We start from the raw sequence: 16,635 nt of genomic DNA, 5'->3' as shown, positions 1-16,635 counted from the left end.
CCCGCACTTGCAAGAATCCCTACAGCGGTACCAGACACGCCTGATGGAACCGTCTTAATACAAGCTGTCAGGCTCCGTCCTCCCAGTTCCAATGGACGGAGCCCCGCATGTTCAACCCCGCCAACCAGGCGCACTTCAGCCTCGATATCGAAGGCGCCGACCCTGACTTCAAGGTCCTTGCCTTCACCGGGCACGAAGCCCTCAACCAGCCCTTCCGTTTCGACATCGAACTGGTCAGCGAGCGCAGCCGCCTCGACCTCGAAAGCCTCCTGCACAAACCCGCCTTCCTCGCCTTCACCCCCGACGGGCGCGGCGTCCATGGGCAGGTCTTCGGCATCGCCGTCGGCGAGATCGGCAACCGCCTCACCCACTACCACCTCACCCTCGTCCCCCGGCTCGCCTACCTCGCCCTGCGCCACAACCAGCGCATCTTCCAGCACCTGAGCGTCCCGCAGATCATCGGCCAGGTCCTCGAAGACCACGGCATCCTCGCCGACGCCTACCACTTCCGCCTCGGCCCCAAGGCACCGCCACCGCGCGACTACTGCACCCAGTACGACGAAAGCGACCTGCACTTCATCAGCCGCCTTTGCGAAGAAGAGGGCCTGCACTTCCACTTCGAACATCAACCCGATGGCCACCTGCTGGTCTTCGGCGAAGACGCCAGCGCCTTCCCCAAACTCGGCCGCCCCGTCGCCTATGTCGCCAACACCGGCCAGGTCGCCGACGAACCCGTCATCAAACGCTTCGGCCTGCGGATGGAAGCCCGCACCCTGCGCGTCACCCGCCGCGACTACTTCTTCGAAAAGCCCAGACTGCTGATGGAAGCCGCCCACACCCCCCTGGACGACCTCCCTCAACCGGACCTCGAAGACTACGACTACCCCGGCCGCTTCACCGACCGTGATCGCGGCCGCCGCCTCGCCCGCCAGGCCCAGGAACGCCACCGTCGTGACTACCGCCTCGCCGACGGCGACAGCGACGAACCGCGCCTGGTCAGCGGCCACCTCCTCAACCTCTCCGACCACCCCAAACCGGAATGGAACGACCTCTGGCTGATCACCGCCCTCCACCACGAAGGCAAGCAGCCCCAGGTACTGGAAGAATTCGCCAGCCTCGACAGCGCCATCGACACCCTGCGCAACACTGCCACCCAAGCGCTCGGGCTTTCGGCTTCACAGTCCGACAGCGACTTCAAACAGGGCTACCGCAACCGCTTCCAGGCCATCCCCTGGGACGTGCCTGCCCGCCCCGACCTCAACCACCCCAAACCGCGCATCCTCGGCAGCCAGACCGCCGTCGTCACCGGCCCAAAGGGCGAAGAAATCCACTGCGACCGCCATGGCCGCATCAAGGTCCAGTTCCACTGGGACCGCGAAGGCCAGGCCGACGAACACACCAGCTGCTGGCTCCGGGTCGCCAGCAGCTGGGCCGGCAATGCCTACGGCGCCATCGCCATCCCCCGCATCGGCATGGAAGTCCTCGTCACCTTCCTTGAAGGCGACCCCGACCAACCCCTCGTCACCGGCTGCCTCTACCACGGCGTCCACCAACCGCCCTACGAACTCCCTGCAAACAAGACCCGCACCCTGCTCAAGACCGACAGCAGCCCCGGTGGCGGCGGCTACAACGAACTGCGCATCGAAGACCGCAAGGGCCAGGAGCAGATCTACATCCACGCCCAGCGCGACTGGGACGAAAACATCGAACACGACCAGAAGATCCGCGTCGGTAACCAGCGCCACGACCGCGTCGAAGGCAGCGTCTACAGCGAATTCCTAGGCGAGCAGCACCACACCCTGCACAAGGACCGCAAGACCGAACTGAAGCTGGATGACCACCTCACCGTGGGCAACGAGCAGCACATCCGCATCGGCAGCAACCGGCTCGTGGAAGCCGGGCAGGAAATCCACCTCAAGGCCGGGCAGAAGCTGGTGATCGAAGCCGGCATGGAACTGACCCTCCAGGCCGGCGGCAGCTTCATCAAGCTCGACCCCGGCGGCATCACCGTCAGCGGCCCGCTGGCCAAGCTCAACGCAGGCGGGGCGCCGGGCAAGGGCAGCGGCCTGAAAGCCCTCGGCCCCTGGCTGCCGGCCTCCGCCGCCCTGGCCATGGCCGGCAACCGCCTCAACACGGCGCAACCCTCGGCGCTGGCCAAGCGCCTGCAGGAGGCCGCCGAGCTGGAAGAGGAGGAGGAAGAAGAGGAGCTGGAAGCCACGGAAACCGGCATCACCCTGCGCATCGGCCTGTTCTTCGACGGCACCGGCAACAACCTCGGCAACTCCGCCCTCACCGCCCAGTGCCAGCGCGACGACCGCGAGCTGTACGACGCGCAGAGCTTCGACAGCCTGGTCGAGCACTGCAAACGCTACGGCTTCAAGGACATGAGCCCGGAGGGGCTGTTCGAAACGGCGCCGGACAACAGCTACGGCAATGCGGCTAGCAATGTGGCGTTCTTGTATGACCTGTATACCGACAACACTGCCGACCAGATGCCCGCCGATTCCCAACGAGGTGCCATCAAGGTCTATCTCGAAGGCATCGGCACCGAGAGTGGCAGCCGGGACAATCTCTATAGCCAGGCCACCGGCCAGGGTTCGTCGGGTGTAACCGCCCGGGTCCAACAAAGTCCCAGCGCCATTGCCGAGCAAGTAACACTCTTCCTTTCAAAAAATCCGGCGGTCTCGGTCATCCGGCTCGAATTCGACATCTTCGGCTTCAGCCGGGGCGCAGCCTCCGCACGGCACTTCGCCAACGAAGTGCTCAAGCCCGAGGGCGGTGTGCTGGCCCAGGTACTCGGGCCCGCCCGCCTCGGCCTGCCGGCGGATTTCGACTGGGCCCGGGATGTGCAGATCAACTTCATCGGGCTGTTCGACACCGTGGCCGCCATCAACGCCCCGCTCAAGGGCGACTTTTCGGTCAACGACTACAACCCAGGCGTCAACCTCTACCTGCCGGCCGGCTGCGCCCGCAAGGTGCTGCACATCACCGCACGGGATGAAAAGCGCTGGCAGTTCGCCCTCAACCGCGTGTTCCCAGGGCATGAGGAGCTGGCACTGCCGGGCGTCCACTCCAATATCGGCGGCGGCTACCGTCCGCAGCAGACCGAGCGCCTGTTGCTCACGAAGCCGGAAGTCGCCGTGGTCACGCCCCGGCGCCCCCTGGAGCACAGCCGCGCCTGGCAACAGGCCCTGCGGGAAGCCGACCGCCTCATGGGCCGTGGCCTGCCAGGCAGCGGCGAGCTGAGCCCCATCGCCTGGCGCGCGGCCCAGCCCAAGCATGAACGGGGCATGGTGCCCAGCGAGCGCTGGATGGTCGCCGTGGCCATGGATCGCACGGTCTATGGCGACCTGTCGAAGGTTGCGCTGCGGGCCATGCATGAAGCGGCGGTGAAGTTCGAAGTACCGCTGAAAGCATTACCCGCCGAAGCAGCATTCCAACTGCCCGATGACCTCGTACCGATTGCCGAGAAACTCCTCGACTATGCCCGGGGTGCCAGCAACCGCCTGACCTACGAGGAGGAGCGTTACCTCTTGGGGCGCTACATCCACACCTCAGCCCACTGGGTGCCAACTGCCGGCCTGCTACTCAACAAACCGGCCAATCATCGGCTGGCCTACAACCAGCGTCCTCAAGAGGGTTACCCGGAATGAACTTACGACTGATCGTTGCTCTGCTGCTGTTCCTGCCCCTGAGCGGCTGCGCGAGTGGCGGACCTAAGCTCCCCTATCCCACTTGGTACATCGGCGCAAGCGCGCCACGGCATATGGAGGTATGGGTTGAAAGCATTGATGTCGTTGATCGCCGCAACCTGGCATTCGAGTGGGTATACGGAGGGATTGTTGGCTATGCAGCGAAGACAGAAGGCTGGTGGGCGGGTGGGGGGGCCATGAAGCCGGTCAACAACGTCGACCTGCCCAATATCATCTTCGTACGCTGGCAATCCCTGGTGGAGCCCCAGGTCTACAACGTGCGCATCAACATTCCAGAATGGGTGCGAGAAGAAATGCTCGCTCCACGCACCGAGTACTGCTCTGTCACCAAGCAAGTCGATACCAGCTACCGCAAGATGATTGGCATTGGCCTCGCGCCCGGCGGCATCGCTAAGGCCTGGGTAGGAGGGGCTTGCCTGCCCTTCAAGGAAATCGGTCGTTTCGTTGGTGTAGTCGAACGCAAGGGGCCGAGCCAAGGACAGACGGGCGGGAAATACGCCTGGCCCGAGTTGGAGCCTGCGAGCAAGGCCTACATCGAACAGCACGGCATTCCGTATGAATCCTGGTAAGGCCACAGCCCGCCCGCCAATGCACGGCGAGCCTGGAGAGTCGCCGTGCCCGTGGTGCCAGCAGTCGCCTGACCTTGGAAGAAGAACGCCACCTGCTGGGTCGCTACATCCACACCTCCGCCCACTGGGTGCCAACTGCCGGTCTGCTGCTCAGCAAACCTGCCAATCAACGGCTGGCCTACAACCAAAGACCTCAAGAGGGTTACCCGGAATGACATGGCGTCTATTGATCGCCCTCCTGCTGCTGCCGCTGAGCGGCTGTGCGAGTGACCGCCCCAACCTGCCCTATCCCACCTGGTACATCGGGCTGGGAGCCCCCCGCCATATGGAGGTCTGGGTGGAAAGCGTGGACGTGGTCGACCGCCGTAACCTGGCCTTCGAGCGGGTGCACGGTGGTGTAGTGGCTTACAACAACCGGACAGAGGGTTGGTGGGAGGGAGGAGGCAAGATGAAACCCATCAACAACGTTGACCTGCCCAACCTCATCTTCGTGCGCTGGCAGTCCCTGGTGGAGCCCCAGGTATACAAGTTACGCATCACTATCCCGCAGTGGGTACGGGATGAAATGGTCAAGCCCCAGCGCACAGTCTGTGTTCATTCCACCCAGGAAGTGATCCGTTTCCGCCATGACATATCCATTGGTCTCGCACCTGGGGGCATCGTCAAGGTCTGGGTGGGAGGGCCTTGTCTCAAAGGAGAGGAAATCGGCCGTTTCGTTGGGGTGGTCGAACGCAAGGGGCCAAGCCAGGGCCAGACAGAAGGCCGCTTCTACCGAGCCCCCAGCGAAGCTGCACGCGCCTATATCGAGCAGCACGGCATTCCCTATGACTCCTGGTAAGCCGCTCCGCCGCTAACGTCCAACGCGCCTGGCCAGACTTCAACCGAGTCCGGGTAGGCCTTCCCACTGCGATGATGCAGGTGCCGCAAGCCCTCTACGACGCATGGAACGGTGACAGCTCCCTTGCCCAGCCCCTATCCTTGCCCTCCACCCGCCTGTAGGCACCGTTCCCGCTTTACCAAGGATTCCGCCATGCCCCATGAAGGCAGCTCGTTGCAGGTCGCCGTCGTCTTCCTGCTCGCCGCCGTCCTCGCCGTTCCGCTCGCCCGTCGCCTGCACCTGGGCGCGGTGCTCGGTTATCTGTTTGCCGGTCTATTCATCGGCCCGTCCGTGCTCGGGCTGGTGAATGACCCACAGAGCGTCGCCACGCTGTCCGAGCTGGGGGTGGTGCTGTTGCTGTTCATCATCGGCCTGGAGCTGTCGCCCAAGCGCCTGTGGGTGATGCGCCGCTCGGTGTTCGGCGTTGGCTTGGCCCAGGTGCTGTTTACCGGGGCCTTGATCGGCAGCGTGGCCGGGTTCGGTTTCGCCCAGAGCTGGCAGGCCTCGGTGGTGCTGGGCCTGGGCCTGGCGCTGTCGTCCACGGCGTTCGGCCTGCAGATCCTCGCCGAGCGCAAGGAGCTGACCAGCCCCCACGGGCGCCTGGCCTTCGCCATCCTGCTGTTCCAGGACATCGCGGCGATCCCGCTGATCGCCCTGGTGCCGCTGCTCAGCGGCTCGGCCACCCCGGAGCAGGACGGCGGCGGCCTGCGCCACCTTGCCGAGGTGGTGGGCAGCATCGGCCTGGTGATCATCGGTGGCCGCTACCTGCTGCGCCCGGTGTTCCGCGTGGTGGCCCGTACCGGCCTGCAGGAGGTGTCCACCGCCACCGCGCTGCTGGTGGTGATCGGCACCGCCTGGTTGATGGAGGAAGCCGGCGTGTCCATGGCCCTGGGCGCCTTCCTCGCCGGCTTGCTGCTGGCCGACTCGGAATACCGCCACGAGCTGGAAGCGCAGATCGAACCCTTCAAGGGCCTGTTGCTCGGCCTGTTCTTCATCAGCGTGGGCATGAGCACCGACCTCGGCCTGCTGCTGCGCCAGCCGCTGCTGGTGCTGGGCCTCACCCTGCTGCTGGTGGCCTGCAAGTTCCCGGTGCTGTACCTGGTGGCGCGCGTGGCGGGCCGCCTGGTGCGGCAGAGTGCGCTGCGCCTGGCCGTGGTGCTGGCGGCTGGCGGCGAATTCGCCTTCGTAGTGTTCAAGATGGCCCGCGAGCACCGCCTGGTGGATGCCGACCTGCACGGCTATCTGGTGCTGGCCATCACCCTGTCCATGGCCATGACGCCCCTGCTGATCCTGCTGGTGAGCCGCTTCGCCAAGACAGCGCCGGCCCCCGTGGAGGTGCCCGAGGAGTACCAGCGCATCGAAGGCGACACCCCGCGCGTGGTGATCGCCGGCACCGGGCGCATGGGCCAGATCATCGCCCGTGTGCTGCACGCCCAGCGCGTGCCCTTCCTGGCGCTGGATACCTCGGTGGAAACCATCGAGCTGTCCCGCAGCCTGGGCCGCATCCCGATCTTCTACGGCGACCCGCTGCGCCCGGAGATCCTCCGTGCCGCCAAGGTGGACAAGGCCGAGTTCTTCGTCATCGCCACCGACGACCCGGTCACCAACCTGCGCACCACCGAACTGGTGCACCGGCTCTACCCGCACCTGAAGATCATCTCCCGCGCCCGGGACCGCCAGCACGTGCACCAGTTGCTCGACCTGGGCGCCATGCCGGTGCGGGAGACCTTCCATTCCAGCCTGGAGATGGCCCGGCAGATCCTCCTCGCCATGGGCCTGCCGCCCGAGCAGGCGGAGGCGCGCATCCGCCGCTTCCAGCGCCACGACGAGGAAGTCCTGGCAGCCCAGTACAAGGTCCACGGCGATACGGCTGCCATGCTGCAGACCGCCCGCGAGGCCCGTGCCGAGCTGGAAACCCTGTTCGACGCCGACCGCATCGAGGACCAGGCGGTCAAGTAGCCGCCCCGCGTCCCGCCCTCCCCGCGCCGCCCGGTCCACCCGGCGGCGCTGCCTTCCTTCACCCCCATCCCCCGCAGTCCAGAGCGGCCGAACGGCTTTCGGACTCGTCCCATGTGAGCGGTCCGACCCCGGCGGCATTCTGGCCCCAGTCCCGAGATGCAGGGACTGGAGAAGACCCCATCGACCCCACACCTGCATCGAGGGCTCCTTTAAGACCTATCCACAAGGACCTTCAACGCATGCGCAAGCAGAGCCTTCGCAAACTCCCCCTGGCCCTGGCCGTCGGCCTCGCCACCCTGGCTTCCCAGCAGGCCATCGCCCACGGCTACATCGAAATCCCGAAATCCCGCTCCTTCATGTGCGCCTCCACCGGCGGCAACCTGAACGCCAGCTGCGGCGACATCCAGTACGAACCCCAGAGCGTTGAATACGCCCCGCCTGTTGACCATCACCTGAATGGCAAGTGGTGCGGCGGTACCTTCCAGGAATGTGGACCGGCAGAAGGCACCATTGCTGCAGGTGGCATCAAGCGCTTCAGCGAGCTGAACGAGCAGACCGCCACCCGTTGGAACAAGACCACCATCAAGCCCGGCCTGCAGGACTTCACCTGGTACTACACCCAGGGTCACGCCACGGCCTACTGGCAGTTCTACATCACCAAGAAGGACTGGAACCCCAACCAGCCGCTGACCCGCGACGCCTTCGAAGCCACGCCGATCGCCCACGAGCAGTTCATCCCGGGTGTACATGAGCGTCCCCAGGCCAACGGCAGATCCGTTCACAAAGTGAATGTGCCGGCTGACCGCAGCGGCTACCACGTGATTCTCGCCACCTGGCGCGTAGGCGACACCGACGCCACCTTCTACCAGGCCATCGACGTGAACATCGACAACGATCAGGCCGGTGGTGGCGAAACCCCGCCGCCCGCTCCGGAGTGGAACCTGATCGGTGCCGTGCAGCCGGAAGCCCTGAGCATCGGCGACACCGTGACCCTGCGCGCCTTCGACAAGAGCACCCAGCTGAACACCGTCGAGCTGAAGATCGCCACCGCTGAACAGGCCCAGGCCAACACCTGGCCCTTCCTGCTGGCCCAGAAGGTCAACGCCGGTGACTACGGCTACAAGCTCGGCGAACTGAACACCGCTGGTGAGATCGTCCCGAACTACGGCCGCAACGGCATCCACGTGAAGGCCGACAGCAAGGTCACCAACGTCGAAGTCCAGAAGGACAAGCCCTCCGTTCCGGGTTCCCTGAACCTGACCGGCCTGGCCTCCAGCTACCAGATCAAGGACGGCAAGGCTGACCTGCACTTCAACGCCATCGCACAGGGCGGCGAGTACCAGATCAAGGCCACCGTGCTGAACACCAAGGGCGAGACCATCGCTCACAAGGAAGCCGCGCCGGGCAACACCCCGCACATCCACATGGCTCTGAACAACGTGGAAGCCGGCGAACATGACCTGGTGGTCGTGGCCACTCCGAAGAAAGGCGAACTGCTGCAGCAGACTCACCGCTTCACCCTGATTGCCGAGCCGGGTAACGGCGGCGGCGAGAACCCGGGCGAAGGCGGCGGCGAAACCCCCGGCACCGGTGACTACGACTTCGTCTTCCCGGATGGTCTGCAGAGCTATAAGGCTGGCACCACCGTACTGGCGAAGGATGGCAACACCTACGAGTGCCTGCCGTTCCCGGCCAGCGGCTACTGCAAGCAGTGGACCAGCGGTTCCACCCAGTTCGAGCCCGGCAAGGGCACCCACTGGAACATGGCCTGGAAACGCAAGTAACCCGAGCCTGCAACAAAAGGAGCGTGGCGCCTGGCGCCACGCTCCTCTTCGTTTCAATGGGAACAGCGCCCCTGTCCACGACGCCTGGCTCGTGTGCTGCACCCACGTCCCGCTCACCGCGCTGCTGATTCCATCCTTCGCGCTGCGCATCGGCCATGCCCAGGCCACATCCCGAGCTTCTGACGGCCTGCTGTGCCCGGAAACCCTCCTTGGCGACGCGGCCAGCTTGCTGCAGCCCCGCACTCGTCGCCCTGTCCGGCCCTCCCGGCGGTACAGCCTCCTTCCCCATGCCCGCCGTCCTGAGCGGCCGAACGGCTTTCGGACTCGTCCAATGTGAGCGGTCCAGGCCCGACGGCATTCTGACCCCAGTCCCGAGATGCGGGGGCTGGAGAAGACATGATCGACCCCACGCCTGCATCGAGGGCTCCTTTGAAACCTACCCACAAGGACCTTCAACACATGCGCAAGCAGAGCCTTCGCAAACTCCCCCTGGCCCTGGCCATCGGCCTCGCCACCCTGGCGTCCCAGCAGGCCCTCGCCCACGGCTACATCGAAAGCCCGAAAGCCCGTTCCTTCATGTGCTCCTCCACCGGCGGCAACCTGAACGCCGGTTGCGGCGGCATCCAGTACGAGCCGCAGAGCGTGGAATACCGTCCGGGCTCCGACTTCCACCACGGTGGTAAGTGGTGTGGCGGCTCCTTCATGGAGTGCGGCCCGGCTGACGGCACCATCGCCGCTGGCGGCCATCACATCTACCGCGAACTGAACGAGCAGACCGCTACTCGTTGGGCCAAGACCACCATCAAGCCCGGCATGCAGGACTTCACCTGGTTCTACACCGCTGGCCACGCCACCGCTTACTGGCAGTTCTACATCACCAAGAAGGACTGGAACCCCAACCAGCCGCTGACCCGCGACAGCTTCGAGGCCACCCCGCTGCTGCACGATCCCTACGTCGAAGGCGTGAGCGTGCGCCCCCAGGGCCAGGGCAGAACCACCCACCGCGTGAACGTCCCGGCTGACCGCAACGGCTACCACGTGATTCTCGCCACCTGGCGCGTTGGCGACACCGACGCCACCTTCTACTCCGCCGTCGACGTCATCATCGATGGCGACCAGGCCGGTGGTGGCGAAACCCCGCCGCCCGCTCCGGAGTGGAACCTGATCGGTGCCGTGCAGCCGGAAGCCCTGAGCGTCGGCGACACCGTGACCCTGCGCGCCTTCAGCAAGACCGGCCCGCTGAACACCGTCGAGATGAAGATCGCCACCGCCGAGCAGGCCCAGGCCAACACCTGGCCCTTCCTGCTGGCCCAGAAGGTCAACGCCGGTGACTACGGCTACAAGCTCGGTGAACTGAACGCCAACGGCGAGATCGTCCCGAACCACGGCCGCAACGGCATCCACGTGAAAGCCGACAGCCAGGTCACCAACGTCGAAGTCCAGAAGGACAAGCCCACCGTTCCGGGTTCCCTGAACCTGACCGGTCTGTCCTCCAGCTACCAGATCAAGGACGGCAAGGCTGACCTGCACTTCAACGCCATCGCACAAGGCGGCGAGTTCCAGATCAAGGCCACCGTGCTGAACGCCAAGGGCGAGACCATCGCTCACAAGGAAGCCGCGCCGGGCAACACCCCGCACTTCCACATGACCCTGGACAAGGCTGAAGCCGGTGCACACGACCTGGTCGTGGTCGCCACGCCGAAGAAAGGCAACCTGCTGCAGCAGACCCACAGCTTCACCCTGATTGCCGAGCCGGGTAACGGCGGCGGCGAGAACCCGGGCGAAGGCGGCGGCGAAACCCCCGGCACCGGTGACTACGACTTCGTCTTCCCGGATGGCCTGCAGAGCTACAAGGCCGGCACCACCGTACTGGCGAAGGATGGCAACACCTACGAGTGCCTGCCCTTCCCGGCTGAAGGCTACTGCAAGCAGTGGAACAGCGGTTCCACCCAGTTCGAACCCGGCAAGGGCTCCCACTGGAACATGGCCTGGAAACGCAAGTAACCCGAGCCTGCAACAAACGGAGCGTGGCGCCTGGCGCCACGCTCCTCTTCATTTCCCTGGGAACACCGTTCATGTCCACTGCTCGTTACTCGCGTCCCCGCGCCCTGCTGCACTGGGGTTCGGCGCTGGTCATCCTCTGGGCCACCGTCACCGGCTTCGCCAATGCCCTGCTGGATGTCCCGGCGGCCCTGTCCGAGGCCATCGGTTTCATCAACGTCTCGCTCACTGCGCTGCTGATCCCGTTCTTCGTGCTGCGCATCGGCTACGCCCTGGCCCAGCCCGGCCCTGACGACATCGCCCACGGCAACGGCCTCGGCCAGTTCCTCGCCAAGGCGGGCCACCTGGCGCTGTACATCGCCACCGCCCTAGTGCTCGCCACCGGCGTGCTGATGATGGACCGCCCCATCGACCTGTTCGGCCTGGCCACCCTGCCGCAGCCGTTCGCCGAGCCGGTACTCATCGAATTCTTCAACAGCAGCCATCGCCTGTTCTGCGTGGTGCTGGCCCTGCTGGTGGCCGGCCATATCGGCGCCGTGGTGTTCCATCAACTGCGCGGCCACGCCGTGCTCGACCGGATGAAGCCCTGAGCCATGCTGCCGTCGCTGCGTCCCGACCTCCGCCTGCCGCTGCGCCGGGCCCTGCTGGCCCTGGCCGTGCTCGCCCTCGCTGGCTGGCTGGCCTGGCTCGCCCGGGATGCCTGGCATGCCCGCCAGGCCCTGGCCGCCGAGCTGGCCCAGCCGGCCCCCAGCGCCACCGCCCCGGTGGCTGCCGAGGCCGCGCCGCTGGACAGCACCCTGGTGGCCCTGCTGTTCGGTGTGCTGCCCGCCAGCGGTAGCCCCGAAGAGGCCGCCGAAGACGCCAGCACCAGCCTCTCGCTGGTGCTGATGGCGAGCCTGGCCGAACGCGGCGAGGCCGACTCCCGCGCGCTGATCGCCGGCCCGTCGGGCAGCGCCTTCTACCGCATCGGCGACCGTTTGCCCGGCGGCGCCGTACTGCGTGCCGTCGCCCCCGACCACGTGCTGCTGCAGCACGGCGGGCGCGACTACCGCCTGGGTTTCCCGCGCCCTGAAACCCGCCTTTTCGTACCCCGTCCGCCTGCGGCCGAAACCGCACACGGGGCCCCCACCCACACGCCGGAGACCCGACCATGAAACTGCCCCGCGTGACCGGCGCGCTGCTGGTGCTTGGCACCCTGCTCGCCCCCCTTCCCGCGTTCGCCGAACGCAACGAATCCCGCCAATGGACGCTGAACATGAAGGACGCCGAACTGCGCGACCTGGTCAGCGAAGTCGGCGAAATCACCGGCAAGACCATGGTCCTCGACCCGCGCATGAGCGGTAAGGTCACCGTGCAGTCCAGCAGCGCGCTGGACCAGGCCGGCATCTACTCGCTGTTCCTCACCGTGCTGCGCAGCCAGGGCTACGCCGCCCTCGACCAGGGCGACCGCGTGCTGATCGTCCCCGTGGCCGACGCCAAGACCAAGGCCAGCGGCAGCGAGCAGGCGGCCGACGACGAGTTCGTCACCGAAGTCATCCCGCTGCGCAACGCCACCTCCGCCGAAGTGGCCGCCGTGCTGCGCCCGCTGGTGGCGGTGGACGCCTACGTCGCCCCCTCCAGCAGCTCCAATGCCCTGGTAGTGACCGACAGCGCCAGCAACGTCGGCCGCATCCGCTCCCTGGTGCGCGAGCTGGACAGCGCCGGCGAGCGCGCCTTCTCCACCCTTGGCCTCAAGCACGCCTGGGCCACCGACCTGGCCGCCACCCTCACCGAGAGCGTCAACCAGGGCAGCGGCGCCCCGGCCGGCGCCCGCGCCATTGCCGATGCCCGCAGCAACCGGCTGATCCTGGTCGGCCCGAGCCAGGCCCGCGAGCAGATGGCCACCCTCGCCCGCCAGCTGGACGTGCCCGGCAACGCCAACGACGGCACCCGCGTGGTACGCCTGCACCACACCGACGCCAAGCAGCTGGCCGACCTGCTCTCCGGCATCGGCAAGCGCATGGAAGTGGGCAACGGCGGCAAGGAAGGCCGTGCCGGCTCCATCCTCATCAGCGCCGACGAAAGCCAGAACGCCCTGGTACTGATGGCCGAACCGGCCCAGCTGGCGACCCTCGACGCGGTGATTGCCCAGCTCGACCGCCCCCGCGCCCAGGTGCTGGTGGAAGCGGCCATCGTCGAAGTCAGCGGCGACATCAACGACGCCCTCGGCGTGCAGTGGGCCGGCCGTGGCAGCGACGCCGGCGGTTCCATCCAGTTCGGCGGCAGCGGCCTGACCATCGGCTCCCTGCTGGGCACCCTGCAGGACGGCAAGCGCCCCACCCTGCCCGACGGTGGTGTGATCGGCGTCGGTAGCGGCCACTTCGCCGCCCTGGTCACCGCCCTGTCCAGCGACTCCAACAACAACCTGCTCTCCACCCCCAGCCTGCTGACCCTGGACAACGAGCCGGCGGAGATCCTCGTCGGCCAGAACGTGCCCTTCCAGACCGGCTCCTACACCACCGACGCGGCCGGGGCCAACAACCCCTTCACCACTGTCGAGCGCCGCGACATCGGCGTGACCCTCAAGGTCACCCCGCACATCAACGAGGGCAACAGCCTGCGCCTCAAGGTCGAGCAGGAGAGCTCCGAGCTGGCGGCCGCCCCGCCGGGCATCACCACCAGCGACGCCATCACCAACAAGCGCGCGATCAAGAGCACCATCCTCGCCGACGACGGGCAGATCATCGTCATCGGCGGCCTGATCAAGGACAACGTCAAGACCCAGGTCAGCAAGGTGCCGCTGCTGGGCGACATCCCCCTGATCGGCGGGCTGTTCCGCTCCACCAAGGAGGTCACCGAGAAGACCAACCTCATGGTCTTCCTGCGCCCGACCCTGCTGCGCACCAGCGAGGAGAGTGGTGAACTCGGCCAGCGCAAGTACAACGACCTGCGCAACCTGCGCAGCAACGACCGCGGCCCCAGCGGGCTGCTGCTGCCCAGCGACCCGCGCCAGCTGTTCGACAACGACGGCGGCCAGGTGCTGGACATGCGCGGAGCCAAGGGGCGATGAGCAGCGCGCGCCTGCCCTTCAGCTACGCCCGGCGCCACGGCGTGCTGCTGCACGGCGGCGAGCTGCTGTGCCGGGCCGGCGCCGAGCTGGCGATCCTCGCCGAGGTACGCCGCCAGCACGGCAGCGCCCTGCGCCCCCGGGTGCTGGACGCCGAAGCCTTCGCCCAGGCCCTGGCCAGCCACTACCAGGACGGCCAGAACGACGCCCGCGAAGTGGCCGACGGCCTGGGCGACGCCATGGCCGGCCAGGACGACCTGGCCAGCCTCGCCGAGCAACTGCCGCAGACCACCGACCTGCTGGAGCAGGAGGACGACGCCCCGATCATCCGCCTGATCAACGCCATCCTCGCCGAGGCGGTGAAGGCCAAGGCCTCCGACATCCACCTGGAGACCTTCGAGCGCCACCTCTCCGTGCGCCTGCGGGTGGACGGCCTGCTGCGCGAGATCCTCCAGCCCCGCCGTGAACTGGCCGGGCTGCTGGTGTCGCGGATCAAGGTCATGGCGCGGCTGGACATCGCCGAAAAGCGCATCCCCCAGGACGGCCGCATCGCCCTGCGCATCGCCGGCCACGAAGTGGACGTGCGCGTCTCCACCCTGCCCTCCACCCACGGCGAACGGGTGGTGATGCGCCTGCTGGACAAGCAGGCCGGCCGCCTCGACCTCAGTCGCCTGGGCATGGACCCCGGCACCCGCAGCCGCCTGGAAGGCGCCCTGGCGCGCCCCCACGGCATCCTGCTGGTCACCGGCCCCACCGGCTCGGGCAAGACCACCACCCTCTACGCCGGCCTGGCCAGCCTCAACAGCCAGACCCGCAACATCCTCACCATCGAGGATCCGGTGGAGTACCACCTGCCCGGCATCGGCCAGACCCAGGTCAACACCAAGGTGGACATGACCTTCGCCCGGGGCCTGCGGGCCATCCTCCGCCAGGACCCGGACGTGGTCATGGTGGGCGAGATCCGCGACCACGAAACCGCCGAGATCGCCGTGCAGGCCTCGCTCACCGGCCACCTGGTGCTCTCCACCCTGCACACCAACAGCGCCGTGGGCGCCGTCACCCGCCTGGTGGACATGGGCGTCGAGCCCTTCCTGCTGTGCAGCTCCCTGGTGGGCGTGCTGGCCCAGCGCCTGGTGCGGGTGCTCTGCCCCCACTGCAAGCAGCCCGGCCCCGCTGACGACGCCGCCTGCGATCACCTCGGCCTCGACCCGCAGGCGCGCCCCACGCTCTGGCACCCGGTGGGCTGCGACGCCTGCCAGCACAGCGGCTATCGCGGCCGCCAGGGCCTCTACGAACTGGTACTGCTGGACGAAGCCCTGCGCCAGCTGATCCACCAGGGCGCCGGCGAGGCCGAACTGACCCGCCACGCCCGCCGCCACGGCCCCAGCCTGTTCATGGACGGCCGCGACAAGGTGCTGGCCGGCGTGACCAGCCTCGAAGAACTGCTGCGCGTCACCCGGGAGGACTGAGATGGCCGCCTACGAATACCTCGCCATGGACCCGGGCGGCCGCAAGCTGCGCGGTGTGCAGGAAGCCGACAGCGAGCGCCAGGCGCGCCAGTTGCTGCGCGAGCGCAACCTGGTGCCGCTCAAGCTCAGGAACCACCGGGGCAGCACCCCGCGCGAGGGCGCCCCGGGGCGCAACCGCCAGGGGCTGTCCACCGCCGACCTGGCGCTGCTGACCCGCCAGTTGGCCACCCTGGTGCAGGCCGCCCTGCCCCTGGAAGAGGTGCTCGCGGCGGTCGCCGCCCAGTGCGAGAAGCGCGCCCACCAGGCCATGGTCCTGGCCATCCGCGCGCGGGTGCTGGAAGGCCACGGCCTGGCCCGCGCCATGGCCGAGTTCCCCCGCGCCTTCCCGGCGCTGTACCGCGCCACCGTGGCCGCCGGCGAGCGCGCCGGCCACCTGGCCCAGGTGCTGATGCAACTGGCCGACTACACCGAGGCCCGCCAGGCGGCCCGCCAGCAACTGCAGCTGGCCATGCTCTACCCCAGCATCCTGCTGGTGGCGGCCTTCGGCATCGTCGGCTTCCTGCTCGGCTTCGTGGTGCCGGACGTGGTCAAGGTGTTCATCGACAGCGGCCAGGAGCTGCCCGCCCTGACCCGCGGCCTGATCGCCGCCAGCGCCGGCCTGCAGGCCCACGGCCTGCTTATGCTGCTGCTCGTCGCCGGCGCAGCGGTGGGCGTGCACCTGGCCCTGCGCCGCCCCGCCACGCGCCTGGCCTGGCACGGCCTGCAGCTGCGCCTGCCGGTGGTGGGCAAGGTGCTGCGGGCGAGCAACTGCACCCGTTTCACCAGCACCCTGGCCATCCTCGGGCGCAGCGGCGTACCGCTGGTGGACGCCCTGGAAATCGCCGCCGAAGTGGTGGCCAACCAACGGATTCGGACGAGTCTCAAAGACGTGGCGCGCTCGGTGCGAGAAGGTGGCGGCCTGACCCGGGCACTGGAGCGCAGCGGCCACTTCCCGCCGATGATGCTCTACCTGATCGCCAGCGGTGAGCGCTCCGGCGAGCTGGACGCCATGCTCGACCGCGCCGCCACCCAGCAGGAAACCCAGCTGGCCAACCGCATCGCCATGCTCGTCGGACTGTTCGAGCCGGCGATGCTGGTGTTCATGGGCGCCAGCGTGCTGCTCATCGTCCTGGCGATCCTGATGCCCATCCTCAGCCTCAACCAACTCATCACCTGAA

General features: G+C 67.3%; 12 protein-coding genes. All 12 read left to right on the top strand.

Annotated features, from left to right (window positions below; all coding sequences use genetic code 11):
• Positions 1-107: 107 nt before the first annotated feature.
• The 12 genes from tssI to gspF all read left to right on the top strand — a co-directional run bounded on the left by tssI (position 108) and on the right by gspF (position 16,634).
• The gene (tssI, locus tag PotMrB4_RS13640; RefSeq protein ID WP_172433593.1) at positions 108-3,653 is read left to right on the top strand and encodes a type VI secretion system tip protein TssI/VgrG; all 3,546 of its coding nucleotides are present in this window, start codon (positions 108-110) and stop codon (positions 3,651-3,653) included.
• The gene (locus PotMrB4_RS13635) at positions 3,650-4,282 is read left to right on the top strand and encodes a DUF2931 family protein (RefSeq protein ID WP_172433592.1); all 633 of its coding nucleotides are present in this window, start codon (positions 3,650-3,652) and stop codon (positions 4,280-4,282) included. Before tssI ends, PotMrB4_RS13635 begins: the two co-directional genes overlap by 4 nt.
• Before the next feature lie 74 nt (positions 4,283-4,356).
• Positions 4,357-4,497 carry a hypothetical protein gene (locus PotMrB4_RS13630; protein ID WP_172433591.1) on the top strand — a complete coding sequence of 47 codons (141 nt, stop codon included), beginning with the start codon at positions 4,357-4,359 and terminating at the stop codon, positions 4,495-4,497.
• Entirely contained in the window at positions 4,494-5,120 is a 627-nt protein-coding gene (locus PotMrB4_RS13625; RefSeq protein WP_172433590.1) for a DUF2931 family protein, read from the top strand. The genes PotMrB4_RS13630 and PotMrB4_RS13625 overlap by 4 nt, the downstream gene beginning before the upstream one ends.
• A gap of 192 nt (positions 5,121-5,312) precedes the next feature.
• On the top strand, positions 5,313-7,118 hold the full coding sequence (locus PotMrB4_RS13620) for a monovalent cation:proton antiporter-2 (CPA2) family protein (protein WP_172433589.1): 1,806 nt from the start codon (positions 5,313-5,315) through the stop codon (positions 7,116-7,118).
• Between the two features lie 239 nt (positions 7,119-7,357).
• Entirely contained in the window at positions 7,358-8,902 is a 1,545-nt protein-coding gene (gbpA, locus tag PotMrB4_RS13615) for an N-acetylglucosamine-binding protein GbpA (protein ID WP_172433588.1), read from the top strand.
• Positions 8,903-9,361: 459 nt separating this feature from the next.
• Positions 9,362-10,906: an N-acetylglucosamine-binding protein GbpA gene (gbpA, locus tag PotMrB4_RS13610; RefSeq protein WP_172433587.1), complete on the top strand. Its 1,545-nt coding sequence runs from the start codon at positions 9,362-9,364 to the stop codon at positions 10,904-10,906.
• A gap of 71 nt (positions 10,907-10,977) precedes the next feature.
• A complete protein-coding gene (locus PotMrB4_RS13605) occupies positions 10,978-11,493 on the top strand; it encodes a cytochrome b (protein WP_044411827.1) in 516 nt (171 codons plus the stop codon).
• 3 nt (positions 11,494-11,496) lie between these two features.
• A complete protein-coding gene (locus PotMrB4_RS13600) occupies positions 11,497-12,057 on the top strand; it encodes a type II secretion system protein N (protein WP_172433586.1) in 561 nt (186 codons plus the stop codon).
• Complete coding sequence (gene gspD, locus PotMrB4_RS13595) at positions 12,054-13,952, top strand: type II secretion system secretin GspD (protein WP_142009358.1); 1,899 nt, start codon at positions 12,054-12,056, stop codon at positions 13,950-13,952. Before PotMrB4_RS13600 ends, gspD begins: the two co-directional genes overlap by 4 nt.
• Positions 13,949-15,418, top strand: a complete 1,470-nt coding sequence (gspE, locus tag PotMrB4_RS13590; RefSeq protein ID WP_172433585.1) for a type II secretion system ATPase GspE — start codon at positions 13,949-13,951, stop codon at positions 15,416-15,418. Before gspD ends, gspE begins: the two co-directional genes overlap by 4 nt.
• 1 nt (position 15,419) lies before the next feature.
• A complete protein-coding gene (gene gspF / locus PotMrB4_RS13585) occupies positions 15,420-16,634 on the top strand; it encodes a type II secretion system inner membrane protein GspF (protein ID WP_044411834.1) in 1,215 nt (404 codons plus the stop codon).
• The last annotated feature ends 1 nt before the right edge of the window (position 16,635 follow it).

The sequence above is a fragment of the Metapseudomonas otitidis genome, from assembly GCF_011397855.1.
GTDB lineage: Bacteria > Pseudomonadota > Gammaproteobacteria > Pseudomonadales > Pseudomonadaceae > Metapseudomonas > Metapseudomonas otitidis.
Note: the sequence above shows the minus strand (reverse complement) of the source record. Positions and strands in the feature narration are given on the sequence as shown.